24 protein-coding genes and 1 tRNA gene are annotated in these 26793 nt (G+C 62.6%); 20 read left to right on the top strand and 5 right to left on the bottom strand.

All coding sequences use genetic code 11. From position 1 onward, the window contains the following. The first annotated feature begins 85 nt into the window (after positions 1-85). A complete protein-coding gene (locus tag NTD80_RS20475; RefSeq protein WP_065905573.1) occupies positions 86-508 on the top strand; it encodes a chemotaxis protein CheY in 423 nt (140 codons plus the stop codon). Here NTD80_RS20475 and dkgB read toward each other — a convergent pair. The 3 genes from dkgB to NTD80_RS20490 form a co-directional block, all read right to left on the bottom strand. Then, positions 505-1323 (bottom strand): 2,5-didehydrogluconate reductase DkgB, encoded by an 819-nt coding sequence (gene dkgB / locus NTD80_RS20480; protein WP_106804478.1) that lies wholly within the window; start codon positions 1321-1323, stop codon positions 505-507. The two genes, NTD80_RS20475 and dkgB, sit on opposite strands and share 4 nt — an antisense overlap. A 114-nt stretch (positions 1324-1437) precedes the next feature. Next, entirely contained in the window at positions 1438-2016 is a 579-nt protein-coding gene (locus tag NTD80_RS20485; protein WP_262134729.1) for a cupin domain-containing protein, read from the bottom strand. Next, positions 2004-3959 (bottom strand): FAD-dependent oxidoreductase, encoded by a 1956-nt coding sequence (locus tag NTD80_RS20490; RefSeq protein ID WP_262134730.1) that lies wholly within the window; start codon positions 3957-3959, stop codon positions 2004-2006. Before NTD80_RS20490 ends, NTD80_RS20485 begins: the two co-directional genes overlap by 13 nt. A gap of 131 nt (positions 3960-4090) precedes the next feature. Here NTD80_RS20490 and NTD80_RS20495 point away from each other — a divergent pair, with 131 nt between their 5' ends. From NTD80_RS20495 to NTD80_RS20545, 11 genes are all read left to right on the top strand, one after another. After that, positions 4091-4849, top strand: coding sequence for a class II aldolase/adducin family protein (locus NTD80_RS20495; RefSeq protein WP_065905577.1), 759 nt, complete (start codon positions 4091-4093; stop codon positions 4847-4849). A gap of 41 nt (positions 4850-4890) precedes the next feature. After that, positions 4891-5529, top strand: a complete 639-nt coding sequence (locus tag NTD80_RS20500; protein WP_065905578.1) for a TetR family transcriptional regulator C-terminal domain-containing protein — start codon at positions 4891-4893, stop codon at positions 5527-5529. A gap of 150 nt (positions 5530-5679) precedes the next feature. Continuing rightward, positions 5680-6471: an enoyl-CoA hydratase/isomerase family protein gene (locus NTD80_RS20505; RefSeq protein ID WP_262134731.1), complete on the top strand. Its 792-nt coding sequence runs from the start codon at positions 5680-5682 to the stop codon at positions 6469-6471. Between the two features lie 30 nt (positions 6472-6501). Continuing rightward, positions 6502-7662 carry an acyl-CoA dehydrogenase family protein gene (locus NTD80_RS20510; RefSeq protein WP_065905580.1) on the top strand — a complete coding sequence of 387 codons (1161 nt, stop codon included), beginning with the start codon at positions 6502-6504 and terminating at the stop codon, positions 7660-7662. 18 nt (positions 7663-7680) lie between these two features. Continuing rightward, the gene (locus NTD80_RS20515) at positions 7681-9789 is read left to right on the top strand and encodes an acetate--CoA ligase family protein (RefSeq protein ID WP_262134732.1); all 2109 of its coding nucleotides are present in this window, start codon (positions 7681-7683) and stop codon (positions 9787-9789) included. After that, positions 9779-11386: a 5-guanidino-2-oxopentanoate decarboxylase gene (locus tag NTD80_RS20520; protein WP_262134733.1), complete on the top strand. Its 1608-nt coding sequence runs from the start codon at positions 9779-9781 to the stop codon at positions 11384-11386. The genes NTD80_RS20515 and NTD80_RS20520 overlap by 11 nt, the downstream gene beginning before the upstream one ends. Before the next feature lie 19 nt (positions 11387-11405). Beyond that, a complete protein-coding gene (locus NTD80_RS20525) occupies positions 11406-12992 on the top strand; it encodes an ABC transporter substrate-binding protein (RefSeq protein ID WP_262134734.1) in 1587 nt (528 codons plus the stop codon). A 165-nt stretch (positions 12993-13157) separates the two neighbouring features. Then, positions 13158-14117, top strand: a complete 960-nt coding sequence (locus tag NTD80_RS20530) for an ABC transporter permease (protein WP_065905584.1) — start codon at positions 13158-13160, stop codon at positions 14115-14117. Positions 14118-14120: 3 nt separating this feature from the next. Next, positions 14121-14948 (top strand): ABC transporter permease, encoded by an 828-nt coding sequence (locus NTD80_RS20535; RefSeq protein ID WP_065905585.1) that lies wholly within the window; start codon positions 14121-14123, stop codon positions 14946-14948. A 2-nt stretch (positions 14949-14950) separates the two neighbouring features. Continuing rightward, positions 14951-16570 (top strand): ABC transporter ATP-binding protein, encoded by a 1620-nt coding sequence (locus NTD80_RS20540; RefSeq protein ID WP_262134735.1) that lies wholly within the window; start codon positions 14951-14953, stop codon positions 16568-16570. Positions 16571-16579: 9 nt separating this feature from the next. Next, entirely contained in the window at positions 16580-17281 is a 702-nt protein-coding gene (locus NTD80_RS20545; RefSeq protein ID WP_120448112.1) for an NAD(P)H-dependent oxidoreductase, read from the top strand. A 118-nt stretch (positions 17282-17399) separates the two neighbouring features. Here NTD80_RS20545 and NTD80_RS20550 read toward each other — a convergent pair whose 3' ends face one another. After that, a complete protein-coding gene (locus NTD80_RS20550) occupies positions 17400-18482 on the bottom strand; it encodes a 3-deoxy-7-phosphoheptulonate synthase (RefSeq protein ID WP_120448113.1) in 1083 nt (360 codons plus the stop codon). A gap of 620 nt (positions 18483-19102) precedes the next feature. Between NTD80_RS20550 and NTD80_RS20555 the strand changes: the two genes are divergently transcribed. Both NTD80_RS20555 and NTD80_RS20560 read left to right on the top strand, forming a co-directional pair. Continuing rightward, positions 19103-19852 (top strand): carbon-nitrogen hydrolase family protein, encoded by a 750-nt coding sequence (locus NTD80_RS20555; protein WP_262134736.1) that lies wholly within the window; start codon positions 19103-19105, stop codon positions 19850-19852. Then, complete coding sequence (locus NTD80_RS20560; RefSeq protein WP_262134737.1) at positions 19853-20302, top strand: GNAT family N-acetyltransferase; 450 nt, start codon at positions 19853-19855, stop codon at positions 20300-20302. Positions 20303-20353: 51 nt separating this feature from the next. Here the strand turns inward: NTD80_RS20560 and NTD80_RS20565 are convergent, their stop codons facing one another. Continuing rightward, a complete protein-coding gene (locus NTD80_RS20565) occupies positions 20354-20593 on the bottom strand; it encodes a DNA-binding protein (RefSeq protein ID WP_120448115.1) in 240 nt (79 codons plus the stop codon). Positions 20594-20676: 83 nt separating this feature from the next. On the opposite strand from NTD80_RS20565, the gene NTD80_RS20570 reads away from it, so the two are divergent. The 6 genes from NTD80_RS20570 to NTD80_RS20595 all read left to right on the top strand — a co-directional run bounded on the left by NTD80_RS20570 (position 20677) and on the right by NTD80_RS20595 (position 26463). Beyond that, positions 20677-21042, top strand: a complete 366-nt coding sequence (locus NTD80_RS20570) for a helix-turn-helix domain-containing protein (protein ID WP_065905592.1) — start codon at positions 20677-20679, stop codon at positions 21040-21042. A 151-nt stretch (positions 21043-21193) separates the two neighbouring features. Continuing rightward, complete coding sequence (gene uvrY / locus NTD80_RS20575; protein WP_003190387.1) at positions 21194-21835, top strand: UvrY/SirA/GacA family response regulator transcription factor; 642 nt, start codon at positions 21194-21196, stop codon at positions 21833-21835. A 1-nt stretch (position 21836) separates the two neighbouring features. Beyond that, positions 21837-23660, top strand: a complete 1824-nt coding sequence (gene uvrC / locus NTD80_RS20580) for an excinuclease ABC subunit UvrC (RefSeq protein ID WP_106804466.1) — start codon at positions 21837-21839, stop codon at positions 23658-23660. A 32-nt stretch (positions 23661-23692) separates the two neighbouring features. Next, on the top strand, positions 23693-24253 hold the full coding sequence (pgsA, locus tag NTD80_RS20585) for a CDP-diacylglycerol--glycerol-3-phosphate 3-phosphatidyltransferase (protein WP_016968866.1): 561 nt from the start codon (positions 23693-23695) through the stop codon (positions 24251-24253). A 63-nt stretch (positions 24254-24316) separates the two neighbouring features. After that, a tRNA-Gly gene (locus tag NTD80_RS20590) sits at positions 24317-24392 on the top strand. Positions 24393-24627: 235 nt separating this feature from the next. Then, positions 24628-26463 (top strand): tyrosine-type recombinase/integrase, encoded by a 1836-nt coding sequence (locus NTD80_RS20595; protein WP_262134740.1) that lies wholly within the window; start codon positions 24628-24630, stop codon positions 26461-26463. Positions 26464-26793: the final 330 nt, after the last annotated feature.

The raw sequence follows: 26793 nt of genomic DNA on the forward strand, positions 1-26793 counted from the left end.
GGGAACATGCCTGATTTTGTCTTCGGGATATGTCTGGAAAATGGGCGACGCTCACTGACGAGCGCTGCCAGCCCAGGGGTTTGCCATGCCGAACAAAGCACTGACCATCCTGATTGCCGATGAACAGCACCTGCAACGGTTGTACATCGAAAAAATGCTCAATCAGTTGGGGTACCACCGGATCGTGCCGGTACAAACCTTCGAAGAAGTCCAGATACTCACCGCCATTCCGGCCGAACCCTTTGACGTGCTGATCATCAATGCGGGGCTGACGCTGCACAGCTGCGGGCCCCAGCCCCAGGTACGCCACGTGCTGGTCTACGACCACCTCGACCTGGGCGCACCTGCCGGCGCAACACCGGCAGTGCTGGTACGGCTGCCCGGCGTGCCGGACAACGTCAACCTCGAACATTTCATGGACATCATCGACCCACCCGCAGCCACGGCGGGCCTGCGGGTATTGCCCTGGTTGCGCGAGTTATCCCGCGCACGGGTGGCCGGCGCCTAGTCCCACTTCGGCGCGATGCCCTTGGGGCTGGTCAAGCGATGGCCGCGCTCCAGGCCGGCAATCTGTTCCATGTCGGCAGCGCTCAAGGTCAGTTGCAGGGCCTTGAGGTTGCTTTCCAGGTTGGCGCGTTTGGTCGAGGAGGGGATCACGGCGTACCCGAGTTGCATGGCCCAGGCCAGGGTCACTTGGGCCGGGGTGGCTTGATGGCGCTCGGCGATCTGCTGGATCACCGGGTCCTTGAGCACTTCGCCGTAGGCCAGGGTCATGTAGGAGGTGATCTGGATACCGTGGGCGCTGGCGAACTCCGCCACCTTGCGGTTTTGCAGGTAGGGATGCAGTTCGATCTGGTTGGTCGCGATGTGCTCGGCGCCGACCGCTGCGATGGCCTGTTTCATCAGGTCAATGGTGAAGTTGGAAATACCGATCTGGCGCGTCAGGCCCTGGCGCTTGGCTTCCAGCAACTGGCTCATGAATTCGGCGACGGGGACCTGGTCTTCCGGCGACGGCCAGTGGATCAGGGTCAGGTCCAGGTAGTCGGTCTGGAGCTTGCGCAGGCTCTCCTTGAGGCTCGGGATCAACTGGCCTTCGGCGAAGTTGGCGATCCAGATCTTGCTGGTGATGAACAGCTCATCACGGGGCACACCGCTGTCGGCGATGGCCTGGCCGACGTCAGCTTCGTTCTCGTAGATCTGCGCCGTGTCGATGACGCGGTAGCCCAGTTCCAGGCCGGTGCTGACGGAATCAATCACCACCTGGCCCTGCAGGCGGAAAGTGCCGAGGCCGAAGGCGGGTACGTTGGACGTGGGGATAGACATCAGTAACTCCTGAAGAGGTGTGAACAATGGAGTCGAGTATCCGCCCGTCGTTCCTTCGGAAAAACCGTCGAATCCGAAAAGGACTCTTTACCGCAGGTCACGAATGGGCCTGGCCTAAAATGTCGGCGGCGTAATCACCCAGATCACCACCGTCTCCACCTTGCCGGGGTTGCCATACCGATGCGGTTCGCTGCTGGCAAAGCTGAAGCTGTCACCGGCCGCCAGCAGGAAGTGCCGCTCTCCCACCCACAGCTCGAACTGCCCGCGCAACACATAGCCGGCTTCTTCGCCTTCATGGCTGTAGCTCTGCTGGCTGTAGGTGCCCGGTGGGAAACTCGATTGCAGCATTTCCAGTTGATGGTTGGGCAGGGGCGTCAGCAACTGGTCGACGATGCCGTCTTCATAATGGATGCTCTGGCGATTGTCCTTGCGCACCACGTAGCCGGCGTCTGCCGGTGCGGGCGTGGTCTCGCTGGCGAAGAACCACTGGATCGTCACCCCCAGGCTGCGAGCGATGTTGAACAGTGCCGGAATCGACGGATACGCCAGGTTGCGTTCCAGCTGGCTGAGGTAGCCGGCGGTCAGTTCGCTGGCCTCTGCCAGGGCGGTCAAGGTCATGCCGCTGGCCTTGCGCAAACCACGGATGCGGGTGCCGAGAAACAGTTGCTGGGGTTGGTCGTTCACAGATTCCATGCCACCTTGAGTCCTTCGTAGATCGCCTCTTCGGCGGTGCGCGGCGCCAGGCAGTCGCCGATCCGGTCAAACGGCACCAGGCCCTGCAACTGCGCGCCGAGAGTGTCCACTGGCTGATGGCCCTGGCACAACACCAGCGTGTCGATATTCTCCAGCAGCATGGGCTCGCCGCTGGCGGTGTGTTGCAGGTACACCGTGGTGTCGTCGCAGCCGTACAAGCGCGCATACGGGATGATCGGAATGCCCAGCCGGTGCAGCTCGCCGGCCAGTTGATCACGCACATACAGCGGCAGATTCTCGCCACAGTGCGTGCCATTCACCGCCAGTTGCACCTGATGCCCGGCGCGCACCAGGCGCTCGGCAATACCGGGGCCGATCCAGTCGCAACGCCAGTCGACCACCACCACCGAACGCCCCAGGGGCACTGCGTCGCGCAGCACCTGCCAGGCATCCACCACCTGCAGTTCGCCGCCTTGCTCGAAGGCCGGCCAATAGGGCTCGGCGCCGGTGGCGATGATCACATGGTCGGGTTGCTCGCGCTCCACCAGCGCGCGGTCGACGCGGGTGTTGCGCAGCACCTGCACCCCGGCCAGTTGCATCTCGCGCTGCAGGTTGGTGCTGGCGCCACCGAACTCACTGCGCCGTGGCAGCAATTGCGCCAGCAGCACTTGTCCGCCCAACTGGGCGCTGGCCTCGTAGAGCGTCACGGCATGCCCGCGTTGCGCCGCGACCGCTGCGGCTTTCATACCCGCCGGACCACCGCCCACGACCATGATGCGCTTGCGCTTGAGCGTCGCTTGCACCTCGCCGAATTGCAGCTCGCGGCCGGTCTCGGGATGCTGGATGCACGAGATCGGCAAGCCCTTGTGAAAGTGACCGATGCAGGCCTGGTTGCAGGCGATGCACGCGCGCACATCCTCGACGCGCCCGTCGAGGGTCTTGGCGGGCATCAGCGGGTCGCAGATCAATGCGCGGGTCATGCCGCACACATCGGCCTGGCCGCGCGCGAGGATCAATTCGGCTTCCTGGGGTTGGTTGATGCGCCCGGTGACGAACAGCGGAATCGACAGGCTGGCCTTGAACGTAGCGGCCTCATCGGCGAGGTACGCGGCGGCAATGGCCATGGGCGGCACGATGTGGATTGCACCGCCCAGCGAGGCCGACGTGCCCGCGACGATATGCACGTAGTCGAGCTGGGTCTGCAGGCTCTGCACGGCTTCCAGGGATTCGCTTTCGGTGAGCCCTTCGGCATCGCGTTCATCGGCAGAAATGCGCAGGCCGATGATGAAGTCCGCGTCGGTAGCCGCGCGCACGGCGGCGAGGATTTCCGTCAGGAACCGTAGCCGTTGCTCAAGCGCCCCGTTGTAGCCATCGCTGCGCCGATTGACCCGCGGGTTGAGAAACTGCGCCGGCAGGTACCCATGGCTGGCGACCACTTCGACCCCGTCGATCCCGGCCTGATGCAGACGCCTGGCTGCGGCGGCGTAACCCGCGACAATCTCATCGATCATCGCTTGGTCCAGCGCACGCGGCATCACCCGGAAGCGTTCATTGGGCACCCCCGAGGCCGAGTAGGCCACCGCCAGCAGGCCATCCGCCGACTCCATGATTTCCCGCCCGGGATGAAAGATCTGCGACAGCACCACGGTGCCATGGGCATGGCAGGTTTCGGCCAGCTCGCGGTAGCCCTCGATGCACGCATCGTCGGTGGCCATCAACACATGGGAGGTGTACCGCGCGCTGTCATGCACCCCGGCCACCTGCAGCACAATCAGGCCGACACCGCCTTCGGCACGCGCACGGTGGTAGGCGATCAATGGCGGGTTAACCCGGTTATCGGTGGGCATCGAGGTGTCATGACCGCTGGACATGATGCGGTTTTTCAGGCGTTTGCCCCGCAGGGCCAGGGGCTCGAACAGGTGCGGGAAAGCAGAGGGCGACATGGTGCGGGTACTCCAGGCGCTGTTATTGTTATTTTTCTATAGGAGGCTGCCGCCAGTAAAAAATCAACTTGTTTTTTTACTGGCGTCTGGATTAGCGTCGCCTTCACCCACCCCGTGCCCGGAGAATAAAAATGCCTCACTCCACCGAACAGCACCTGCGCGAAGAGCTTGCGGCGTGTTATCGATTGATCGCGCACTACCGCATGAGTGACCTGATTTTCACGCATATCTCGGTGCGCATTCCCGGGCCCGAGCATCACTTCCTGATCAATCCCTACGGGCTGATGTTCGATGAAATCACCGCCTCCAGCCTGGTGAAGATCGGCCTCGACGGGCGCGCGGTCGAGCCGTCGCCGCATGCGGTCAACCCCGCCGGCTTTGTGATTCACAGCGCAATCCATGGCGCCCGCGAAGATGCCCACTGCGTGCTGCACACCCACACCCGCGCGGGCTGCGCGGTGGCGGCGCTGGAGTGCGGGTTGTTGCCGGTGAACCAGATTTCCATGGAGTTCTACGGCAAGGTTGCCTACCACGACTACGAAGGCGTGGCCCTGGACCTGGACGAGCAGCAACGCCTGGTGCGCGACCTCGGCGACAAGCCGGTGCTGATGCTGCGCAACCACGGTTTGCTGACGGTAGGCGCAACCGTCAGCCAGGCATTCCTGCGCATGTACTACCTGGAAAAAGCCTGCGACATCCAGATCGCCGCCCAGGCCTGTGGCCCACTGGTGCTGCCATCCGCCGAGGTCTGCCAGTACACCGAACAGCAATTCAACAACCCCGGCCGGCCGCTGGAGGAGGGCGAGTTGGTGGACCTGGATGCGATGCAACTGGCGTGGGCGGCGTTGCTGCGCATGCTGGATCGAGTGTCGCCGGGCTACCGCGACTGATGTAGAGTCGTGCAGCCGACTCAACCGAAGGACACCGCGCCATGACCCAGGAAACCCGTTTCTCCCGGATGGAGCCGGAATTGCGCAAGGCCAATCTGGTCCAGGCGACCCTGACTTGCCTCAAGCGTGACGGATTCCAGGGCGCCTCGATCCGCAAGATCAGCGCCGAGGCCGGGGTCTCCGTCGGGCTGATCAGCCACCACTACTCGGGCAAGGATGAGTTGGTGGCCGAGGCCTACCGCACCATCACCGGCCAGGTCATGAGCCTGCTGCGCGAGACCATGGCCAAGGCGCCGCCCAACCCTCGGGAGCGTTTGTCGGCGCTGTTTCGGGGCTCGTTTTCCGCCGAGTTGCTCGACCCGCAGTTGCTGGATGCGTGGCTGGTGTTCTGGGGCGCGGTGAAGACGGCGCCGGCGATCAACCTGGCCCACGAACACTCCTACGGCGAATACCGCACCATCATGCGTTCGGCCCTGACCGACATGGCCCGCGAAGAAGGGTGGGAGCAGTTCGACGCCGACCTCGCGGCCATCGGCCTGAGCGCCTTGCTCGACGGGTTGTGGCTGGAGTCGGGGCTCAACCCCGGCACGTTCACCCCGGAGCAGGGGATCCAGATCTGCGAAGCCTGGGTCGACGGCCTGCAATCTGGCGGTCGCAAGCGTTACCAGCTCAAACCCTGAGCCTTCCTCGCCGCCCTGGACGCAAGGTCCGGGGCGGTTTTTCCGGCACTGAAAAAATTTAAGATTTGCCGATTGCCTCCTTACTGAACACTCGTTTAGTATCGCCTCATGTCGCACCCCTCACGCCAAATAAAATAATTCGAGGAAGCCATGACTACCGATTCGTCCGTGCTCACCCACGTGCAGGCAGGCGTTGCCTGGATCACCCTCAACCGAGGGCCGCAGCGCAATGCGCTGGACATCCCGACCCTCAAGCACCTGCACAGCCTGCTCGACGCGTTCAATCGCGACCCGGCCGTGCGTGTGGTGGTGTTGACCGGCAGCGGCCGCAGCTTCTGCGCCGGCGCGGACCTCGCGGAGTGGGCTGACGCCGAAGCACGCGGCGCCCTGGAAACCTACGGCTGGACCGAAACCGCCCACGCCCTCATGACCCGCCTGCACAGCCTCGACAAACCCACGATTGCCGCGATCAACGGCACCGCCGTCGGCGCCGGCATGGACCTGACCCTGTGCTGCGACCTGCGCGTAGCGGCCCAGTCGGCGCGCTTCAAGGCCGGCTACACCAGCATGGCGTATGCGCCGGACGCCGGTGCCAGCTGGCACTTGCCACGCCTGATCGGCAGCGAACAGGCCAAGCGCCTGCTGTTCCTTGATGAGCTGTGGAGTGCCGACCGCGCCCTGGCAGCCGGCCTGGTCGGTGAAGTGGTCGCCGATGAGCAACTGCATGCCCACACCCTCGAACTGGCGACCCGCCTGGCCAACGGCCCGACCTTCGCCTTCGCCCAGACCAAAACCCTGATCCGCGATGGCGCCGACCGCAGCCTGCCCGAGCAACTGCAAGCGGAACTGGCCGCCGGCCTGTTATGCGGACGCAGTGCCGATGGCGCCGAAGCCCTGCGCGCGTCGATGGAAAAACGCCTCCCGACATTCTGCGGCAAATAACAACAACGACACCCCCGAGCAGGTAGCGCCATGAATTTCCAACTCAGCCAAGAACAAGACATGTTGGTGGACGCGGTACGCAGTTTTGTTGCCAAGGAATTGTTGCCCCACGAGGAGGCGGTGGACCGCGCCGATGAGGTTTCACCAGAGCTGGCCGCGCAGATCCGCGACAAGGCCATCGCCGCCGGTTTCTATGCATTCAACATGCCTGAAGAGGTCGGTGGTGGTGGCCTCGACTACTTGTCGCAGGCGCTGATCGAACGGGAGTTGTCCAAGGTGTCATGGGCCCTGCATGTGTTTGTCGCGCGCCCGTCGAAAATCCTCATGGCCTGCACCGGCGCGCAGATCGGCGACTACCTGTTGCCGTGCGTGCAGGGCAAGAAAATCGACTGCTTCGCGCTGACCGAACCCGGTGCCGGCTCGGACGCCAACGCGATCAAGACCCGCGCCGTGCGCCACGGCGATGACTTCGTGATCAACGGCAGCAAGCACTTCATCAGCCATGCCGGGCACGCCGATTTCGCCATCGTGTTTGCCGTCACCGATACCTACGAGCACAACGGCCGCCAGCGCAATGCGGTGACTTCATTCCTGGTCGACCGTGGCACGCCGGGCATGACCATTCGCCGGGGCCCCAAGTGTGTGAGCAACCGCGGTTACCACACCTACGAAATGTTCTTCGACGACTGCCGCGTGCCAGCCTCCAAGGTGCTCGGTGAAGTGGGCAAAGGCTGGGACGTCGCCAACGCCTGGCTCACCGCCGGGCGCGTGATGGTCGCCGCCAACTGCGTCGGCCAGGCCCAGCGTGCGCTGGAGGTGTCGCTGCAATGGGCGGCGGATCGCAAGCAGTTTGGCCAGCCCATCGGCACTTATCAGGGCGTGAGTTTCAAACTCGCCGACATGGCCACGCAGATACGCGCGGCTGAACTGCTGACCCTGCACACCGCCTGGAAAATGGATCAGGGCAGCATGACCGACGGTGAGGCCGGCATGGCCAAGCTGTTTGCCAGCGAAACCTTGGGCAAGGTCGCCGACGAGGCCGTGCAGATTTTCGGTGGCATGGGCTTGATGGATGAAGGGCCGGTGGAGCGCATCTGGCGCAACGCGCGGATCGAACGGATCTGGGAAGGCACTTCGGAAATCCAGCGCCATATCATCGCCCGTGAACTGTTGCGGCCGCTGTTGCGCTGATCGGCTCGGAGAACGCTTATGTCCCAGGCTATTCGCGACAATCTCAAGCGCCTGCTGGCGCCCCGGCACCTGGCTTTTGTCGGCGGGCGCAGCATGGCCCGCGCCCTCAAGCGCTGTGCCGACGGCGGGTTTACCGGGCCGATGTGGCTGGTCAACCCGCAGCATGACAGCCTCGACGGCATCCCCTGTGTGCGCCGCGTCGCCGACCTGCCGTGCGGCCCGGATGCGGTATTCATTGCCACCAACCGTGAACTGACATTGACCTGCGTTGCTGAACTGGCCGCTATCGGCACCGGCGGGGCGATCTGCTACGCCTCCGGCTTTGCCGAAACCGGCGCCAGTGGTGCGGCGCTGCAGCAGCAGTTGTTGCATGCCGCCGGCGAGATGGCCTTGCTCGGTCCCAACTGCTACGGCCTGCTCGACTACCTGCACAGCGCCGCCTTGTGGCCGGTGGCCCACGGCGGCAAAGCGGTGGAGAAGGGCGTGGCGGTGCTGACCCAGAGCGGCAACTTCGCCTACAACCTGTCGATGAGCGACCGCTCGTTGCCGGTGGCCTACATGGCCTCGGTCGGCAACCAGGCGCAATTGGGCGTGGCCGAATTGATGGACGTATTGCTCGATGAGCCGCGCGTGACCGCCATCGGTCTGCACCTGGAAGGTTTGAAGAATGTCCCGGGGTTCGCCCGCGCCGCGCACAAGGCGCTGGAGAAGGGCATCCCGATCATCGCGTTGAAAACCGGCGTGTCGCAGATCGGGGCCGAGCTGGCGCTGAGTCATACCAGTTCGTTGTCCGGCTCCGACACACTGTACGACAGCCTGTTCACCCGGCTCGGGGTGATCCGCGTGAGTGGGCCGGTGAGTTTTGTCGAGACCTTGAAAGCCGCAGCGTGCGGCAATCTGCCAGCCGGCAACCGCCTGATCGCGCTGGCCTGTTCCGGTGGCGACGCGGGGCTGATCGCCGACTACGCCGAGCGCAACCAACTGGCCTTGCCGACACTCGACGAAGACCAGCGCGCAGAGCTGGTGCAGGTGCTGCCCAGCTATGCCAACCTGGTCAACCCGCTGGACTTCACCACCGCCATCTGGGGTGACCGCGAAGCCCTCGACACGATGCTCGATACCGCCCTGCGCACGGAGGCCGATGCCGCCATGCTGGTGCTGGACTACCCGGCCGAATTCACCGGCGAACGCAAGGAATGCGACCTGCTGCTCGGGCTTTTTTGCGACGCGCTCGACCGGCATGGCAAGACCGGTTTTGTCACCTCGGCGTTTCCCGAATTGCTGCCGGCCCATGCCCGCGAGCGCTTGCATGCCCACGGCATTGCTGCGCTGCAAGGCGTGGAGGATGCACTCGCGGCCTGGGGGCGGATCGCCGAGTATCAGCACAATCGACGGACCTTGCTGGTGCGCGGCGAATCGAGCCTCGTGCCGCTGTGCCCGCAACCCCTGCAAGGCCAGGGCCTGGCCCTGGATGAGTGGGCGTCCAAGCAAGCCTTGCGCGTGTTCGGCCTGAACACGCCGGCGGCGGTATTGAGTACGCCGGGACGCGCGATTGCCGATGCCGATGTGTTGGGCTACCCGTTGGTGCTCAAGGCGGTCAGCACGCAGTTGCCGCATAAAACCGAGGCCGGTGCCGTCGCCTTGAACCTGCAGGATGATGTGGCGCTGACGTCTGCGCTGGCGCTGATGCGCGGGCAGATCGCCGCGTACGCGCCCGGTGTAGCGTTTGACCAACTGCTGCTGGAGTCCATGGCGACCCCGCCGTTGGCCGAGCTGATCGTAGGTATCAAGCGCGAGAATGACTTCGGCCTTGCGCTGGTGATCGGCGCTGGTGGCATCCTCGTGGAACTGCTCAAGGACAGTCGCAGCCTGCTGCTGCCGACCACTGACGATGCGATCCGCCACGCCGTGCTCAGCTTGCGCAGCGCCGCGTTGCTGCAGGGCTTTCGCGGACGCGAAGTCGCGGATCTCGACGCGCTGGTCGCGGCCATCCGTGCGGTGGCCGACTACGCCTGTGCCAACGCCGCGCAACTGCTGGAGTTGGATGTGAACCCATTGCTGGTCAACGCCCACGGCGCCACGGCGGTCGACGCGTTGATTCGTCTAGGAGATCAACATGCACGATAAAACCCTGACCGGCGGCCAGGCCCTGGTGCGGTTGCTGGCCAACTATGGCGTCGATACCGTCTTCGGCATTCCCGGAGTGCACACCCTGGAGTTGTACCGCGGCTTGCCCGGCAGCGGCATTCGCCATGTACTCACCCGCCATGAACAGGGCGCGGGCTTTATGGCCGATGGTTATGCGCGTGTCAGCGGCAAGCCGGGCGTGTGCTTTGTGATCACCGGGCCCGGCGTGACCAACGCCGCAACCGCCATCGGCCAGGCCTACGCCGACTCGATCCCGCTGCTGGTGATTTCCAGCGTCAACCACACTGCCAGCCTCGGCAAGGGCTGGGGCATCTTGCATGAGACCCAGGACCAGCGCGCGATCACGGCGCCGATCACGGCGTTTTCCGCCGTGGCCTTGAGCACCGAAGATTTGCCCGAACTGGTGGCGCGTGCTTATGCGGTGTTCGACAGTGAGCGGCCACGGCCGGTGCATATTTCGGTGCCGCTCGACGTGTTGGCCGCGCCGATCCAGAGAGATTGGAGCAATGAGGTCGTACGCCGCCCAGGGCGCGGTTTGCCCTCGGCGGAAGACCTGGACCAAGCGGCGGCAAAACTGTCGGCGGCCAAGCGCCCGATGATCATCGCCGGCGGCGGCGCGCTGGCAGCCGGCGAGGCGTTGCAGCGCTTGAGCACACAACTGGCGGCGCCGTTTTTCAGCAGTGTCGCGGGTAAAGGCCTGTTGCCGATCGAGCATCCGCTGAATGCCGGCTCGACCTTGTGCGTCGAACCCGGTTGGCAATTGATCAGCGAGGCCGACGTGGTGCTTGCGGTCGGCACGGAAATGGCCGACACCGACTATTGGCGCGAGCGTTTGCCGCTGAACGGCGAGCTGCTGCGCGTGGACATCGACCCGCGCAAATTCAATGATTTCTACCCGTGTGCCGTCGCGCTGAAAGGCGATGCCCAACAGACGGTGCAAGCCCTGCTGCAACGGCTACCGCCGGCACCACGCGACGCTGCAGCGGCGGCCAGATCAGTGGCGGCAGTGCTGCAGGCCATCGAGTCCGGACACGGTCCGTTGCAATCGATCCACCAGGCGATTCTCGAGCGCATCGAGGCCGAATTGCCGGCGAATGCGGTGATCAGCAGTGACATGACCCAACTGGCCTACACCGGCAACTACGCCTACCGCAGCCGGGCCCCGCGCAGTTGGCTGCACCCCACGGGCTACGGCACCTTGGGCTACGGCTTGCCGGCCGGTATCGGCGCCAAGTTCGGCGCGCCGCAGCGGCCCGGCCTGGTGCTGGTGGGTGATGGCGGCTTTCTCTACACCGCGCAGGAATTGGCGACGGCGGTGGAAGAACTGGACAGCCCGCTGGTGGTGCTGCTGTGGAACAACGACGCCCTCGGCCAGATCCGCGACGACATGCTCAACCTGGAGATCGAACCGATCGGCGTGCTGCCGCGCAACCCGGATTTTGCCTTGTTCGCCCAGGCGTTCGGCTGCACGGTGAACCAGCCCCAGAACCTGGATGCATTGCAGACGGACTTGCGCAACGCCTTCAAACGCAACGGCGTGACCTTGATCGAGCTGAAACATGCCTGTGCCTGTTGATCTTTAGAGGAGCAAGACCATGAGCGAAAACAACAACAAAATGACTCAAGCGATGCACCGCCGGGACTTCCTCAAACACAGCGCCATGGCCGGTGCGGTGGCGGCGGCGTTTTCCCTGGGCCTGCCGCTGCACGCATTGGCCCAGGACGCGACGCCCAAGCCCGGCGGCGTGCTGCGCCTGGGCCTGGCCGGAGGCAGCACCACTGACTCGCGCGACCCCGGTTCCTGGGTCGACACCTTCACCTTTGTCGGCTTCTCGGCGGTGTACAACACGCTGACCGAAATCGCCGTCGACGGCAGCGCGATTCCCGAACTCGCCGAGCGCTTTGAATCGACCCCGGATGCGCGCGTCTGGACCTTTCACCTGCGCCCCGGCGTGACCTTCCACAACGGCAAAAGCCTGAGCGCCGAAGACGTGGTGGTGTCGATCAATCATCACCTGAGCAAGGGCTCCACGTCGGCCGCCAAGACCGTACTCGGCGACGTCGCCAGCGTCAGCGCCCAGGGCAATGATGCGGTGGTGTTCGAGCTGCACTCGGGCAACGCCGACTTTGCCTATGTGGTTGCCGATTATCACCTGGTGATCATGCCCGCCAAGGATGGCGCCGCCGACTGGAAGGCCGGCGTCGGCACCAGCGGCTACCGCCTGAAAAGCTTCGAGCCGGGTGTGCGCATGGACCTGGAGCGCAACCCCGACTATTGGAAACCCGGTCGCGCGCATTTCGCCAGCGCCGAGTTGCTGGCCATCGCCGACGGTGCCGCGCGGGTCAATGCGCTGGTCACCGGGCAGGTCGATGTGATCAACAAGGTCGACCTGAAAACCGTGGCCCTGCTCAAGCGCAACGCCAACCTGGTGATCGAAGAAACCAAGGGTGCGCAGCACTACACCTTCCCGATGCTGTGCGACAGCAACGAATTCAAGAACAACGACATTCGCATGGCGATGAAGCACGCGATCAATCGCGAAACCTTGCTCGCCTCGGTGCTGTACGGCTACGGCCTGGTGGGCAACGACCACCCGATCCAGCCCGGCAGCCGCTTTATCAACGCCGCCCTGGAGCAACGCACCTACGATCCGGACAAGTCGCGCTTCTACCTGCGCAAGGCCGGGGTGGAGTCGCTCAAGGTCCGCCTGCAGGCGTCGGACGCCGCCTACACCGGCGCAGTGGACGCCTCGGTGTTGTTCAAGGAGCAGGCGCGCCAGGCCGGTATCGACATCGACGTGGTTCGCGAACCGGCCGACGGGTTCTTCTCCAACGTGTGGATGAAGCAGCCGTTCACCACCTCGTTCTGGTACAGCAGCCTGACCGCCGACCGCATGTTCAGCATCGGCTACGCCAAGGGTGCGGCGTGGAACGAGACCCACTGGGACAACCCGCGCTTCAACCAACTGTTGACCGCGGCCCGTGGCGAGATGAACGCCCCGTTGCGCCAGGAGATGTACAACGAAATGCAGGCCCTGTGCCGGGATGATGGCGGGGCCATCGTGCCGCTGTTTGCCAGTTCGGTGGCGGCGCGTTCGAACCGCGTGGCGCACGGTGCGCAGACCGCGCCGTATGGCGAGTTGGATGGGCTGAGGCTGATCGAGCGGTGGTGGCAGGCGTGAATACTTCAGAAACGCCACAAACCAAATGTGGGAGCGGGCTTGCTCGCGAATGCGCTGGGTCAGTCTCTATCTGTATTGGCTGACACACCGCTTTCGCGAGCAAGCCCGCTCCCACATTGGACATTTGTCGCCTTCGAGAACATGCCCAACTCATGAGAACCGAACATGAATAGCTTATTCAAACTGGTGCTCCAACGCCTGGCTCTCGGCCTGCTGTCTTTGTTCGCCGTGTCGGTGATCATCTTTCTCGCCGTGGGCATGCTCCCGGGGGATATCGCCCAGGCCATGCTCGGCCAGTCCGCCACGCCGGAGACTGTGGCGGCGTTTCGCGCGCAATTGGGCCTGGATCTGCCGCCGCTGACGCGCTTCGCGCACTGGCTGCTGCGTCTGCTGCACGGTGATCTCGGCGCTTCGCTGGCCAACCAGCGACCCATTGCCGAGTTGATCGGCGCGCGCCTGGGCAACACCTTGAGCCTGGCCGCGTTGGCGGCGTTGGTCTCGGTGCCCACGGCGCTGGTGCTGGGGATGCTGGCGGCGTTGTACCGCAACAGCTGGTTCGATCGCCTGCTCAACACCTCGGCGTTGAGCGCGGTGTCGTTCCCGGAGTTCTTCGTCGCGTACCTGTTGATCCTGGTGTTTTCGGTGAAGCTGGGGTGGTTTCCCAGCCTGTCGAACCTGGCGCCGGACGCCTCATTCGGCACTATTCTCGAACGCTCGGTGTTGCCGGTGGCCACCCTCAGCCTGGTGGTGATTGCGCAGATGATGCGCATGACCCGCGCTTCGCTGATCAACCTGCTGGCCAGCCCGTATATCGAGATGGCGCGTCTGAAGGGCATCCGTCAGTCGCGGATTATCTGGCGGCATGCGCTGCCGAATGCGCTGGCGCCCATCGTCAATGTGGTCGCGCTGAACCTGGCGTACCTGGTGGTGGGCGTGGTGGTGGTCGAAGTGGTGTTCGTGTACCCGGGCCTCGGCCAGTTGCTGGTGGACTCGGTGTCCAAGCGCGACATTCCGGTGGTGCAGGCCTGCAGCCTGATCTTCGCCGCCACTTACATCCTGCTCAATACCGGGGCGGACGTGTTGTCCATTGCCAGCAACCCACGCCTGATGCATCCGAAGGGGTAGACCATGAGCCTGTTGAGCCAAGTGGCCCGGGCGCCGTTGAGCGCCAAGTTCGGCCTGCTGATCATTGTGTTGTACATCGTGGTGGCGGTGTTTGCGCCGCTGCTGGCGCCCTACGGCGAAACCCAGGTGGTGGGCGAGGGCTTTGCGCCGTGGAGCGGCCAGTTCCTGCTGGGCACCGATAACCTGGGGCGCGACATGTTCAGCCGCCTGGTGTACGGCGCGCGCAATACCCTGGGCATCGCGTTCCTGACCACGACCCTGGCGTTTCTGCTCGGCGGCCTGTGTGGGTTGGTCGCCGCGATCAAGGGCGGCTGGATCGACCAGGGCTTGTCGCGGGTGGTGGACATTCTCATGGCGATCCCGCAGCTGATCTTTGCCTTGCTGATTCTCAGCGTGGTGGGCACCAACGCCACCTCGCTGGTGCTGGTGATTGCGCTGCTGGATTCGACGCGGGTATTTCGCCTGTCCCGCGCCGTCGCGATGACCGTGGTGGTGCAGGACTTCGTCGAGGCTGCCCGCCTGCGCGGCGAAGGCCTGTGGTGGCTGGTCACCCGCGAAGTACTGCCCAACGCCGCCGCGCCGCTGATTGCCGAATTCGGCCTGCGCTTCTGCTTTGTTTTCCTGTTTATCAGCGCGCTGTCGTTCCTCGGCCTGGGCATCCAACCGCCCACCGCCGACTGGGGCAGCATGGTCCGCGACAACGCGGTGTTGATCACCTTCGGCGATATCAGCCCGTTGCTGCCGGCCCTGGCAGTGGCGTTGATCACCGTCAGCGTGAATTTTGTCGTCGACTGGATGTTGCATAAATCCAGTGGCCTGAAGGAGTGTTGAGGATGGACAAGCCCTTGCTGGAAATCCGCAACCTGCAGATCGAGGGGCATTACGAGGACGCCTGGCACCCGCTGATCAAGGGCATCGACCTGACCTTGCAGCGCGGCGAAGTGCTGGGGCTGATTGGCGAGTCGGGGGCGGGCAAATCGACCCTCGGGCTGGCCGCCATGGGCTATGCGCGCGACGGTTGCCGCATCACGAGCGGCTCGGTGTGTTTTGACGGCATTCAACTGCTGCAGGCCAAGCCCGAAGCGCTGCGCAAGTTACGCGGCTTGCGCATTGCCTATGTCGCGCAAAGTGCAGCCGCGTCGTTCAACCCGGCGCATCGGCTGATCGACCAGCACGTCGAAACGGCGGTGATCAACGGCGGCATCAACCGTGCCCAGGCCGAGCGCGAAGCGGTGGAGTTGTACCGCGTGCTGCGCCTGCCCAACCCGCAGACCATCGGCCAACGTTACCCCCATCAGGTTTCCGGCGGCCAGCTGCAACGGGTGATGACCGCGATGGCGATGGCGTGCCACCCCGACCTGATCATCTTTGACGAACCCACCACCGCCCTCGACGTCACCACGCAGATCGAAGTCCTTGCGGCGATCCGCGATGCGGTGAAAACCTTCGGCAGCGCCGCGCTGTATATCAGCCACGATCTGGCGGTGGTCGCGCAGATGGCCGACCGCATCATGGTGCTGCGCCACGGCAAGCTGGTGGAAGAGGCCGACACCCGCAGCATGCTCAGCCAGCCGCAGCAGGACTACACCAAGTCGCTGTGGGCAGTGCGCAGCTTTCGCACCGAGCCCAAGCCGTGCCCGGTGCAGGAGCAGCCGCTGCTGGATGTGCGCCAGGTGTGCGCCAGCTATGGCCATCAACCGGTGCTGCAGGAGGTGTCGATGAAGCTGTATCGCGGCCAGACTTTGGCGGTGATCGGCGAGTCCGGCAGCGGCAAGAGCTCCACCGCGCGCCTGATCACCGGCTTGCTCCCGGCCACGAGCGGGCAGGTGCTGTATGACGGCGAGGCGTTGCCGGTGGACTTTCGCCAGCGCAGCAAGGAGCAGTTGCGGCGCATCCAGATGATCTACCAGATCCCCGATACCGCGCTGAACCCGCGCCAGCGCATCGTCGACATTATCGGCCGGCCGCTGACGTTTTACCTGGGCCTGAAGGGCAAGGCCCTGCGCGCGCGGGTCGCCGAGCTGCTGGAAATGATCGAGCTGGACCCGGCCACCTACATGGAGCGCCAGCCGCGAGAGTTGTCCGGCGGGCAGAAGCAGCGCATCTGCATCGCCCGCGCCCTGGCGGCCGACCCGCAATTGATCATCTGCGATGAGGTCACCTCGGCCCTCGATCAACTGGTAGCCGAGGGCGTGTTGAAACTGCTCAACCGCCTCCAGCAGCAACTCGGCGTGGCCTACCTGTTCATCACTCATGACGTTGCCACCGTCCGCGCGATTGCCGATGAAGTGGTGGTGATGCAGCGGGGCAGGGTGGTGGACCAGGGCAGCCGCCGCGCGATTTTCACCCCGCCGTACCAGGACTACACCGGCCTGTTGTTTTCATCCGAACCTGCGATGGACCCGGACTGGCTCGATCACTTGCTGGCCCAACGGGCGGCGCCCACTGTTTGAGGAATTCACATGAAGGTTTTGATTGTTCACGCGCACCCTGAACCGCAGTCGTTTACCGCCGCCTTGCGTGATCAGGCCATCGCCACGTTGAGCGCGCAGGGGCATGAGGTGCAGGTCAGTGATTTGTACGCAATGCAGTGGAACCCGGTGGCGTCGGCCGCGGACTTTTGCGCGCGGGAAAACCCTGACTACCTGGTGTATGCCCTGGAGCAGCGCCTGGGGGTGAAGAAGCAGTCGATCGCGGCGGATATCCAGGGCGAGTTGGACAAGCTGCTCTGGGCTGACCTGCTGATCCTCAATTTTCCGATCTTCTGGTTCTCGGTACCGGCGATGCTCAAGGGCTGGATCGACCGGGTACTGGTGTCGGGTGTGTGTTACGGCGGCAAGCGGTTTTACGATCAGGGCGGGCTGGCGGGCAAGCGGGCGTTGGTCACGGTGACGTTGGGCGGGCGTGAACACATGTTCGGCGAAGGCGCGATTCACGGGCCGTTGGAGGACATGTTACGGCCGATCCTGCGCGGGACCTTGGCGTATGTCGGGTATGAAGTGCTGGCGCCGTTCGTGGCGTGGCATGTGCCGTATATCAGCGATGAGGCGCGGCAGGCATTTCTGATCGCGTACGAGCAGCGGCTGCAAGGGCTGGCGGATGAGCAGCCGTTGGTGTTCCCGAAAATGGCGCAGTTCGATGAGGCGCTGTATCCGCTTTCTTGAACTTGTCACCGTCCAGGTGTGGCAGCGGGCTTGCCTGCGAGTGCGGTACATCCGCTACAGATCTGTAGCCTGACACACCGTTATCGCAGGCAAGCCCGCTCCTACATTTTGAGCTGCATCAGTCAGTGCTATTGCGTTGTTCGCGCAGACGCTGCGCCGCGCTGCGCAGCAGTTGTTCGGTACCGTCCCAGCCCAGGCAGCCATCGGTCACCGACACGCCGTATTTCATCGATGCGCTCAGCGGCTGGCAGCCTTCGAACAGGTGGCTTTCGATCATCATGCCGACCAGCGACGTGTCGCCCTGCAAGCGCTGCTCCAGCACGTCGTTGAATACCGCCGGTTGGCGCAACGGGTCCTTGCCGCTGTTGGCATGGCTGCAATCGACCATGATCCGCGCCGCCACCTTGGACTTGGCGAGGTCGTGCTTGACCTGCGCCACGCTCTGCGCATCGTAGTTCGGCCCGCGGTGGCCGCCGCGCAGCACCAGGTGGGTGTCGGGGTTGCCTGGGGTCTGGATGATCGCCGGATGGCCCTGGCTGTCGACGCCGAAGTGGCGGTGCGGGTGGGCGGCCGAGCGCATCGCGTCGCAGGCAATCGCAACGCCGCCGTCGGTGCCGTTCTTGAAGCCCACGGGCATGCCCAGGCCGCTGGCCATTTCGCGGTGGATCTGCGATTCGGTGGTACGCGCACCAATCGCGACCCAGCTGAGCAGGTCATCGAAGTAGCCGGCGGCCATCGGTTGCAGCAGCTCGGTGGCGACCGGCAGGCCCAGGCGCAGCATTTCGCGCATCAGCTCGCGCGACAGCGTGAGGCCGGCGGCCATGTCATCGCTGCCATCCAGGTGCGGGTCGTAGGCCAGGCCTTTCCAGCCGATGGTGGTGCGTGGCTTTTCGACGTAGGCGCGGATCACCAGCAGCATCTGGTCGCTGACTTCAAGGGCCAGCTTCTTCAGATTGCGTGCGTACTCCATGGCCGATTCCGGGTCGTGGATCGAGCACGGGCCGACAATCACCAGCAAGCGCGAGTCCTGGCCATCGAGGATGGCGCGCACGGCTTGGCGATGGGCGTGAATCTGTTCATTGAGGAACGGGCTGAGGGGCAACTGGTGCTTGAGCTCAAGCGAGCTGGGCAGGCGCTGGGTCAGGGCTTCATTGGCGCTGGTCAGGTTCGAAACGGGCAGAGCGGCGGTGGCAGAGTTCATATTCAAGGCTTCCTGGGCAAGCGGCGGGCTGTTCCCGCGCGCTTGGCCCTACTGGGGTGTTCGACAATTGGCCGTATCGGCTACGTGTGTTGGCTTGCCACCGATAGGTGACCGATCGGAGGCGGCAGGCTGTCCCGAGCGGAGCTTGCTAAATCGCCAGGCGGTGGAGGTGTCGTAGCGGTAATAGGTGGCGTAGTTCATGTCTTGATTCCTTTTTAGTGTCCGGTGTGCAACGAAATTTTCAGGGCCTGAAAAAACAAAACCCCCGGTCGAGGAGCCGACCGGGGGTTAGATTTCTCTGGTAGGCGACCCCTTGAGTAGTGGGCGCCGATTTCAGGTATCAGGCGCGCCAGTGGCTAAACCAATACCCAAAATAAAAGCTGACCAGTGCGCTCGAACCGTTCACACGGGTAGCCGACACCGAGCGCTGGGCGCTGGCAGCAGGGCAAACCTGAGGGTGGGTGAGTTGCAACATGGTATGTCTCCAAATGATGGAGCGAGCTTACTAGAGGCACACCGGTGGATTCAATCAGTAATTTCTATTGCCGCGGGGTACTTACGGCTATGAGGGACTGCCGATATGCTGGACACACCTTGTTAATGATTGCTTGGACGCGACCATGACCGCCTTGACCCTTGCTGCTGCTCAAACTGTTTCCATCGCGGGCGACGTGCCGGCCAACAACCACCGGCACCTGGCGTTCATGCGCGCGGCGGCGGACAACGGCGTGCAAGTGCTGGTCTTTCCGGAGCTTTCGCTGACCGGGTACGAGCCGTTTCTGGCGGCTGAGTTGGCCATAGAGCCCGAGGCTGCCGTGTTGGCGCCACTGCGCGAGATGGCACGTGAGCTGCGCTTGACCGCGGTGGTCGGCATGCCGGTCCGGCTGGCGTCGCAAGAGGGCGTATTGATCGGTGCGCTGGTGCTGGGCGCGGACGGTTCCCTCGGCGTCTACACCAAGCAGCATCTGCACCCCGGCGAAGCGTTGGCGTTTGCCGCCGGGCAGGGGGGCGCGGTCCTCGAGCGGGGAGATGAGCGCATTGCGTTGGCGGTGTGCGCGGACTTTTCCCACGCCAGCCATCCTCGTTGCGCGGCTGAAGCGGGTGCCACCGTGTATGCGGCGGGTGTGTTGATCAGCGAAGGCGGCTATGCGGCGGACAGCGCTTTGCTTCAAGGCTATGCCGCTGAGCATGGCCTGCTGGTACTGATGGCCAACCATGGTGGCCCGTCGGGTGGCTGGGCCTGCGCGGGTCGCAGCGCGATCTGGGCGCCGGATGGCCGCTTGATTGCCGCCGCCCCAGGGGTGGGCGACGCATTAGTGATCGCCCAGGGCGAAGGTGGGCGTTGGGCTGGCCGAGTGGTAGCAGTGTAAATGAGCTTTCATCTACGGGCCGCGACGGCCAACGACTTGCCCTTTGCCCGCACCCTGACTCACGAAGCCATGAGCCGCTACTACCTGCAGTACGGCTTGCTGTGGTCCAACGATGGCTTCGACGTCGCCTGGGCCGGGCGTGAGAACTGGCTGATCTGCCGCGATGACGCGGTGATGGGGTTTGTCAGCCTCAGTCGGGACAGCAAGGCCCTGTATATCCGCGAGTTGCACATGCTCGAGGGTTGTCGCAAGCAGGGCGCGGGCAGTTGGGTGCTGGAGCAGATGGCGCTGAAGGCGCGCACGCACGGCCTGGGGCTACTACGCTTGACGGTGTTCAAGACCAATCCGGCGAGAAGGTTGTATCAGCGCCGAGGCCTGAGCATCGTGGGGGAAGAAGACTGCTTCTGGCGTATGGAACTCGACTGTCGGTCAACGCTGGCGGGCGAATAACACACTCATTCGGGCAAAACAGGCACAACGCTTCAATAAGCGCATACTGGGTCAGGACAACACGTCCAGCTCCTGTCTCAGGGGCTCATTCTCGGCCAGGATGACGCCCTCTTTCATGCCCAGAAGGACCGCTACCTTATGGGCCTCTCCACGCCGCCCCTTTTTGCGCCCAGCGAGCACTTGATAAGTGGTTGCCGGGTCCACGCCGTGTTCCCGAGCGAACGCTTGAACTGACTTTCCTTGGTGTTCAAGCCAAGCCTTGGCTTGTGCAGCAGTGCGGATTGCGGGCATAGTTCAAAACCGTTCAAGTTTGTTTAACGAAGAGATGAGTGTGTCACCTCTTGGGGTGTGCCAATTTAGGATCATACATCCAAATGAGTGGAATCGGTTCGCGTTTAAGGCAAGAAAGAGAGCGGCTAGGGCTGTCGCAAAAAGTGTTTGGTGAAATAGGAGGCGTTGAAGCCAACGCGCAAGGCAAATATGAAAACGGCGGTCGGGCGCCCAAGGCTGACTACCTTTCCCGCGTGGCGCAAAGAGGTGTGGATATCCTGTACGTGTTGACGGGCAGCCCCACGCCGATCCAACTGGATAATCTGAGCCAGATCGAAGAAAAAGTGCTGGGCAATTATCGAGCGATGTTCAAGGAAGACCAGGATGCAATCCGCCGCTTGACCACCACGCTGGCCGAGCATTCATCCATACGCAACGGAAAACCCAAGCCGCAACCCCAGGATTCCTGACCTTTAACCCGATAAACAACGCGGTTCGTGCTTCGACGGGCAGGCGCAGCGCGTTGAAACTCTATATATATGACACTTGCAACTAGGTCTGCGCCTTGGTTTTTTGCTAAGGTGTTCAGCAACCTATAAGACCATATCGCGAGGTGTCTGCTTGATTAGGGTGCTAGTAGTCGATGACCATGATCTCGTTCGTACAGGCATTACACGAATGCTGGCTGACATCGATGGCCTGCAAGTAGTCGGCCAGGCCGAATCGGGTGAGGAGTCCCTGATCAAGGCCCGGGAGTTGAAACCCGATGTGGTGTTGATGGACGTCAAGATGCCCGGGATCGGCGGTCTTGGCGCCACGACCAAGTTGTTGCGCAGCCACCCCGACATCAAGGTCGTGGTGGTCACCGTGTGCGAGGAAGACCCGTTTCCCACCCGCCTGTTGCAGGCAGGGGCGGCGGGCTACCTGACCAAGGGCGCGGGCCTGGCCGAGATGGTCCAGGCCATTCGCCTGGTATTTGCCGGCCAGCGGTACATTAGCCCGCAGATTGCCCAGCAATTGGCCATCAAATCCTTCCAGCCCACCAGCGACTCGCCCTTCGACGCACTGTCGGAGCGGGAAATCCAGATTGCCTTGATGATTGTCGGGTGCCAGAAGGTGCAGACCATCTCCGACAAGCTGTGCCTGTCACCCAAGACCGTCAACACCTACCGCTATCGCATTTTCGAGAAGCTCGCCATCAGCAGTGATGTTGAATTGACCCTGCTCGCGGTGCGCCACGGCATGGTGGACGCCAGCGCCTGACATGAGCACACCGTTTGATCCAAGTGCCTTTCTCTCAACCTGCAGTGGCCGCCCTGGCGTGTACCGCATGTTCGACAGTGAGGCACGGCTGCTGTATGTCGGCAAAGCCAAGAACCTGAAAAACCGCCTGGCGAGCTACTTTCGCAAGACCGGCCTGGCGCCCAAGACCGCCGCGCTGGTGGCGCGTATCGCCCAGGTCGAAACCACCATCACCGCCAACGAGACCGAGGCGCTGCTGCTTGAGCAGACGCTGATCAAGGAATGGCGGCCGCCCTACAACATCCTGCTGCGCGACGATAAATCCTACCCGTATGTATTTTTATCCGACGGCAACTTTCCGCGCCTGAGCATTCACCGGGGCGCGAAGAAGCAGAAGGGCAAGTATTTCGGTCCGTACCCCAGCGCGGGTGCGATCCGCGAGAGTTTAAGCCTGCTGCAAAAGACCTTCTTTGTGCGCCAGTGCGAAGACAGCTTCTACAAGAACCGCACCCGGCCTTGCCTGCAGTACCAGATCAAGCGCTGCAAGGCCCCGTGTGTGGGGCTGGTCGAGCCTGCGGAGTACGCCGAGGATGTGCGCCATTCGGTGATGTTCCTCGAAGGGCGCAGCAATGCACTGACCGATGAACTCTCCGGCGCCATGGAGCAGGCCGCCAGTACCCTGGATTTCGAGCGCGCTGCCGAGCTGCGTGACCAGATTTCCCTGCTGCGCCGCGTCCAGGATCAGCAAAGCATGGAAGGCGGCACCGGCGATGTTGATGTGATCGCAGCCTTCGTCAACCCGGGCGGCGCGTGTGTGCACCTGATCAGCGTGCGGGGCGGGCGGGTGCTGGGCAGCAAGAACTTTTTCCCGCAGACCGGTATCGACGAGGAGGTCGCCGAAGTCATGGCCGCCTTCCTGGGCCAGTACTATGTCAGCAGTCCCGAGCGCGATTTGCCGTCCGAGCTGATCGTCAACGTGGTGCATGAAGACTTCCCGACCTTGATCGAGGCGATCCACGAGCTGCGCGGCCGCGAGCTGGACATCAGCCATCGTGTACGCGGCACCCGCGCACGCTGGCAGCAATTGGCCGTGACCAACGCCGAACAGGCGCTGGGCGCACGCCTGGCCAATCGACAGCACGTCGCCGCGCGTTTCGACGCATTGGCCGAAGTCCTCAACCTGGACGAGCCGCCCCAACGCCTGGAGTGCTACGACATCAGCCACTCCAGCGGCGAGGCGACGGTAGCCTCCTGCGTGGTATTCGGGCCGGAAGGGCCGATCAAGTCCGACTACCGGCGCTACAACATCGAAGGCGTGACCGCGGGCGATGACTATGCCGCCATGCACCAGGCCCTTACGCGGCGTTTCAGCAAGCTCAAGGACGGCGAGGGCAAGCTGCCCGATATCCTGCTGGTGGACGGCGGCAAGGGCCAGCTGTCCATGGCCCGTGACGTGCTCAACGAGCTGGCGGTGCCCGACCTGATTCTGCTCGGCGTGGCCAAGGGCGCCACGCGCAAGGCTGGTTTCGAGACGTTGTACTTGAATGATGCCGCCCATGAGTTCACTTTGAAGGGGGACTCACCTGCGCTGCACCTGATCCAGCAGATTCGCGACGAAGCGCACCGTTTCGCCATTACCGGGCACCGCGCCCGCCGTGGCAAAACCCGGCGAACCTCAACCCTGGAAGGGGTTGCAGGGGTAGGCCCGACAAGACGCCGCGACTTGCTCAAACATTTTGGTGGCTTGCAGGAGCTATCCCGTGCCAGCATTGACGAAATAGCCAAAGCACCCGGTATCAGTAAAAAGCTCGCTGAGTTGATTTATGCAAACCTGCACAGCGAATAGAATGCCTTTCCACCTTGTAGCCAGTTGTGCCGATGAATATCCCTAATCTGATCACCGTTCTACGCGTCCTGCTCATTCCGATTTTTATTCTGTTGTTCTATTTGCCCTACGAATGGAGCTACGCGGCCTCAAGTTCGGTATTCGCCTTTGCGGCTGCCACCGACTGGCTTGACGGCTACCTGGCGCGCCGCCTGGAACAGAGCACGCCGTTTGGCGCGTTCCTCGACCCGGTGGCCGACAAACTGATGGTGGCTGTCGCTCTGGTGCTGTTGGTACAAGAACACGGCAACCTGTGGCTGACCCTGCCGGCTGCCGTGATCATCGGCCGTGAGATCGTCGTCTCGGCCCTGCGCGAATGGATGGCCGAAATCGGCGCCCGCGCCCACGTGGCCGTGTCCAACATGGGCAAATGGAAAACCGCCGCGCAGATGCTCGCGCTGGTGATCCTGCTGGCCAACCCGTCGGATTTCTCGTTCTGGGTCCTGCTCGGCTACGCCTTGCTGCTGATCGCCGCCGGCCTGACGCTGTGGTCGATGCTCCAGTATTTGCGCGCCGCCTGGCCTCACCTGCGCACCACCGTTGAAAAGAAATAAAACTTTTTTGAATCAAGGGGTTGACGGGGGTTCTGGATTCTATAGAATGCACACCACCAAGACGCGGGAATAGCTCAGTTGGTAGAGCACGACCTTGCCAAGGTCGGGGTCGCGAGTTCGAGTCTCGTTTCCCGCTCCAAATATTGCGCTACAGAGTTCCACTGAATTCTGTAAGTGATTGAAATCAGGGCCTTTAGGCCCTTTTTTCGTTCCAGCGGGAACCACTGAAATCCAGCTCCATCCAGTGCTTTTAAGTCCCGATTTAAGTCCCGAATGAGGATCTTGGATTTGGATGTGCACTGAATCGGTTTTTTGCTGGAGCAGCTTGGATAGCGAGACGAGCATCTGGCCCTGACTCTGTTCAGGAGCTCGCGATGGCACTCTCGGATACGACCGTTCGGCAAGCCCGAATCACCGGCAATGACTACACGATGGGCGACACGGATGGGCTTGCGCTCAACGTGACCGCACGCGGCGGGAAAATCTGGCGTTTCAGATATTACTGGGCGGGCGTGCAGAAACGCATGTCTCTTGGTAGTTATCCGCAAATCAGCCTTAAGGAAGCCCGTGCCCGACGTGACGAGGCGCGAGCCTTGGTCGCCCAAGGCATCAATCCCTATGAGCACCGTAAGCAACAGCGTCGTGCTGTTCGTTTTGCGGCGGAGCATACCTTCGAGGCCGTGTTCAATCAGTGGGTAGAGTTCCGCAGGCTGAGCCTGAAGGAAGGACGCCAGAGCACGCTCTCGCAGATATTGAGAATCTTCAATAAAGACGTCCTGCCCACCCTGGGCGGGCGGTCCATCTACGATATCAATCGTCACGATCTGCTGGATTTACTGAGCAGGATCGAACAGCGCAGGGCCTTAACGACAGCCGAAAAATGCCGGGCCTGGTTCAACCAATTGTTCCGCTATGCGCTGGTGAAAATCGAGGGGCTGGAACACAACCCGGCTTCAGACCTTGATGTGGTCGCACTACCCAAACCTCCTGTAGCGCACAATCCGTTTCTCCGAATGGATGAACTCCCGGCATTGATGGCTGCTCTTCGAAACTACGGTGGCGCCAACCAAACTCGGCTTGGCCTTCGATTGTTGTTGCTGACGGGTGTCCGCACGGGCGAGTTACGATTGGCGACACCCGATCAGTTCGATCTGGAGAAGCGCTTGTGGGTCATACCGGCAGAAGTGGTAAAGCAGCTCCAGTTGGCGATGCGGAAGCCAGGGAAGCAGACCAAAAACGTACCGCCTTATATCGTGCCGCTGTCGGTTCAGGCGCTGGAGATCGTGCGTCACTTGTTGGATCGGGTTGTTCCAGCACAACGCTATTTGTTTGCGCATCGAAGCGACCTGAGCAAGCGCATCAGCGAGAACACGCTGAACGGCGCGTTACGCCGGATGGGGTATGCCGATCAACTCACGGGGCATGGCATGAGGGCGACGATCTCGACGGCGTTGAACGAGATCGGATACCCGAAGGTGTGGGTGGATGCCCAGCTTTCTCATGCCGATCCGGATAAGGTGAGTGCGGCCTACAATCACGCGGAATACGTGGAGCAGCGCCGGACTATGATGCAGGATTGGGCGAACCGTCTGGATCTGTGGGGGCAGGGCCAGCTGAAAGCGGCAAGCTCTCCGCTGACTATTCGTTTAGAGGGCGCAGCTTCGCTGCCGTTACTGGAAAACGCGAAGGGAAATGCCGTTCTGTACAGCAGCTTTCCACCGGCGACCACCCCAGTGGCGATGCTGGACAGTCGCGAGAATGTCCCCATGGAGTCCAGCCGATTGCTTGTCGTGGCCGCTCCGACACGGACTGAAAAAGCTCACAACTCTCACATGTCTGACATCCAGTCTGAACGCGCGGAAATGTTGGCCACGTTTGAGGCTTCGAGTAACTTGCCGTTGCTGGTTTTCGCCAGACTGGCAGGCAAATCCCGCGATCAGATCAATCGCGATATCAAGGCTCGACGTCTTCTGTCACTGCGCTTGGGGAATCGTGGTCAGCGCATTCCAGACTGGCAGCTTGATCCATTGCGGCACAAGTTGGTGCTTGCGACTTTAGCGCGGTTTCCGGATGTGGATGCGTGGAGGCTTTATCGGACTCTCTGTGAGCCTCATGAGCGACTGAAAGGTCATTCGCCAATCGATGGGCTCACTATGGGGAATTTCGACGTTACTGCACGGATCGTTTGCACTGCCTTGCGCTCGAGCTGAGGTGCTGTCTTCCAGCGGTGACAACGGATGTCGCCGCTTGCTTAAGTGCATCTAGCACGGGCTACTTCTGGATGCTTGTAATTCACATGTCACATGAAATGTTGGAGAGGGTCGGAGAGATGCTTCTATTGCGCAGAATGACGCCGTTTGGCACTATCTCGCCCCCTCACTCTTTTGTCAGCTCTCCATCCCTCTCATTTGGGGGCTGCGTCTTGGAGATGGTGGGTAACCCGGCCTCGCGACGGGTTTTTTATTCGCCCGGCAAGCATGGCTGACGGATAAATTTTGAAGAACCAGCTACCCCATGTATGGGGTGCTAGGGGTCGAGTG

The sequence above is a fragment of the Pseudomonas sp. 13B_2.1_Bac1 genome, assembly GCF_025466155.1.
Classification (GTDB): Bacteria; Pseudomonadota; Gammaproteobacteria; order Pseudomonadales; family Pseudomonadaceae; genus Aquipseudomonas; species Aquipseudomonas aylmerensis.

Bases quoted from the DNA above. Each gene is read 5' to 3' on its own strand.
- NTD80_RS20475 (WP_065905573.1), top strand. From the start codon at position 86: ATGCCGAACAAAGCACTGACCATCCTGATTGCCGATGAACAGCACCTG.
- dkgB (WP_106804478.1), bottom strand. From the start codon at position 1,323: ATGTCTATCCCCACGTCCAACGTACCCGCCTTCGGCCTCGGCACTTTC.
- NTD80_RS20485 (WP_262134729.1), bottom strand. From the start codon at position 2,016: ATGGAATCTGTGAACGACCAACCCCAGCAACTGTTTCTCGGCACCCGC.
- NTD80_RS20490 (WP_262134730.1), bottom strand. From the start codon at position 3,959: ATGTCGCCCTCTGCTTTCCCGCACCTGTTCGAGCCCCTGGCCCTGCGG.
- NTD80_RS20495 (WP_065905577.1), top strand. From the start codon at position 4,091: ATGCCTCACTCCACCGAACAGCACCTGCGCGAAGAGCTTGCGGCGTGT.
- NTD80_RS20500 (WP_065905578.1), top strand. From the start codon at position 4,891: ATGACCCAGGAAACCCGTTTCTCCCGGATGGAGCCGGAATTGCGCAAG.
- NTD80_RS20505 (WP_262134731.1), top strand. From the start codon at position 5,680: ATGACTACCGATTCGTCCGTGCTCACCCACGTGCAGGCAGGCGTTGCC.
- NTD80_RS20510 (WP_065905580.1), top strand. From the start codon at position 6,502: ATGAATTTCCAACTCAGCCAAGAACAAGACATGTTGGTGGACGCGGTA.
- NTD80_RS20515 (WP_262134732.1), top strand. From the start codon at position 7,681: ATGTCCCAGGCTATTCGCGACAATCTCAAGCGCCTGCTGGCGCCCCGG.
- NTD80_RS20520 (WP_262134733.1), top strand. From the start codon at position 9,779: ATGCACGATAAAACCCTGACCGGCGGCCAGGCCCTGGTGCGGTTGCTG.
- NTD80_RS20525 (WP_262134734.1), top strand. From the start codon at position 11,406: ATGAGCGAAAACAACAACAAAATGACTCAAGCGATGCACCGCCGGGAC.
- NTD80_RS20530 (WP_065905584.1), top strand. From the start codon at position 13,158: ATGAATAGCTTATTCAAACTGGTGCTCCAACGCCTGGCTCTCGGCCTG.
- NTD80_RS20535 (WP_065905585.1), top strand. From the start codon at position 14,121: ATGAGCCTGTTGAGCCAAGTGGCCCGGGCGCCGTTGAGCGCCAAGTTC.
- NTD80_RS20540 (WP_262134735.1), top strand. From the start codon at position 14,951: ATGGACAAGCCCTTGCTGGAAATCCGCAACCTGCAGATCGAGGGGCAT.
- NTD80_RS20545 (WP_120448112.1), top strand. From the start codon at position 16,580: ATGAAGGTTTTGATTGTTCACGCGCACCCTGAACCGCAGTCGTTTACC.
- NTD80_RS20550 (WP_120448113.1), bottom strand. From the start codon at position 18,482: ATGAACTCTGCCACCGCCGCTCTGCCCGTTTCGAACCTGACCAGCGCC.
- NTD80_RS20555 (WP_262134736.1), top strand. From the start codon at position 19,103: ATGACCGCCTTGACCCTTGCTGCTGCTCAAACTGTTTCCATCGCGGGC.
- NTD80_RS20560 (WP_262134737.1), top strand. From the start codon at position 19,853: ATGAGCTTTCATCTACGGGCCGCGACGGCCAACGACTTGCCCTTTGCC.
- NTD80_RS20565 (WP_120448115.1), bottom strand. From the start codon at position 20,593: ATGCCCGCAATCCGCACTGCTGCACAAGCCAAGGCTTGGCTTGAACAC.
- NTD80_RS20570 (WP_065905592.1), top strand. From the start codon at position 20,677: ATGAGTGGAATCGGTTCGCGTTTAAGGCAAGAAAGAGAGCGGCTAGGG.
- uvrC (WP_106804466.1), top strand. From the start codon at position 21,837: ATGAGCACACCGTTTGATCCAAGTGCCTTTCTCTCAACCTGCAGTGGC.
- pgsA (WP_016968866.1), top strand. From the start codon at position 23,693: ATGAATATCCCTAATCTGATCACCGTTCTACGCGTCCTGCTCATTCCG.
- NTD80_RS20595 (WP_262134740.1), top strand. From the start codon at position 24,628: ATGGCACTCTCGGATACGACCGTTCGGCAAGCCCGAATCACCGGCAAT.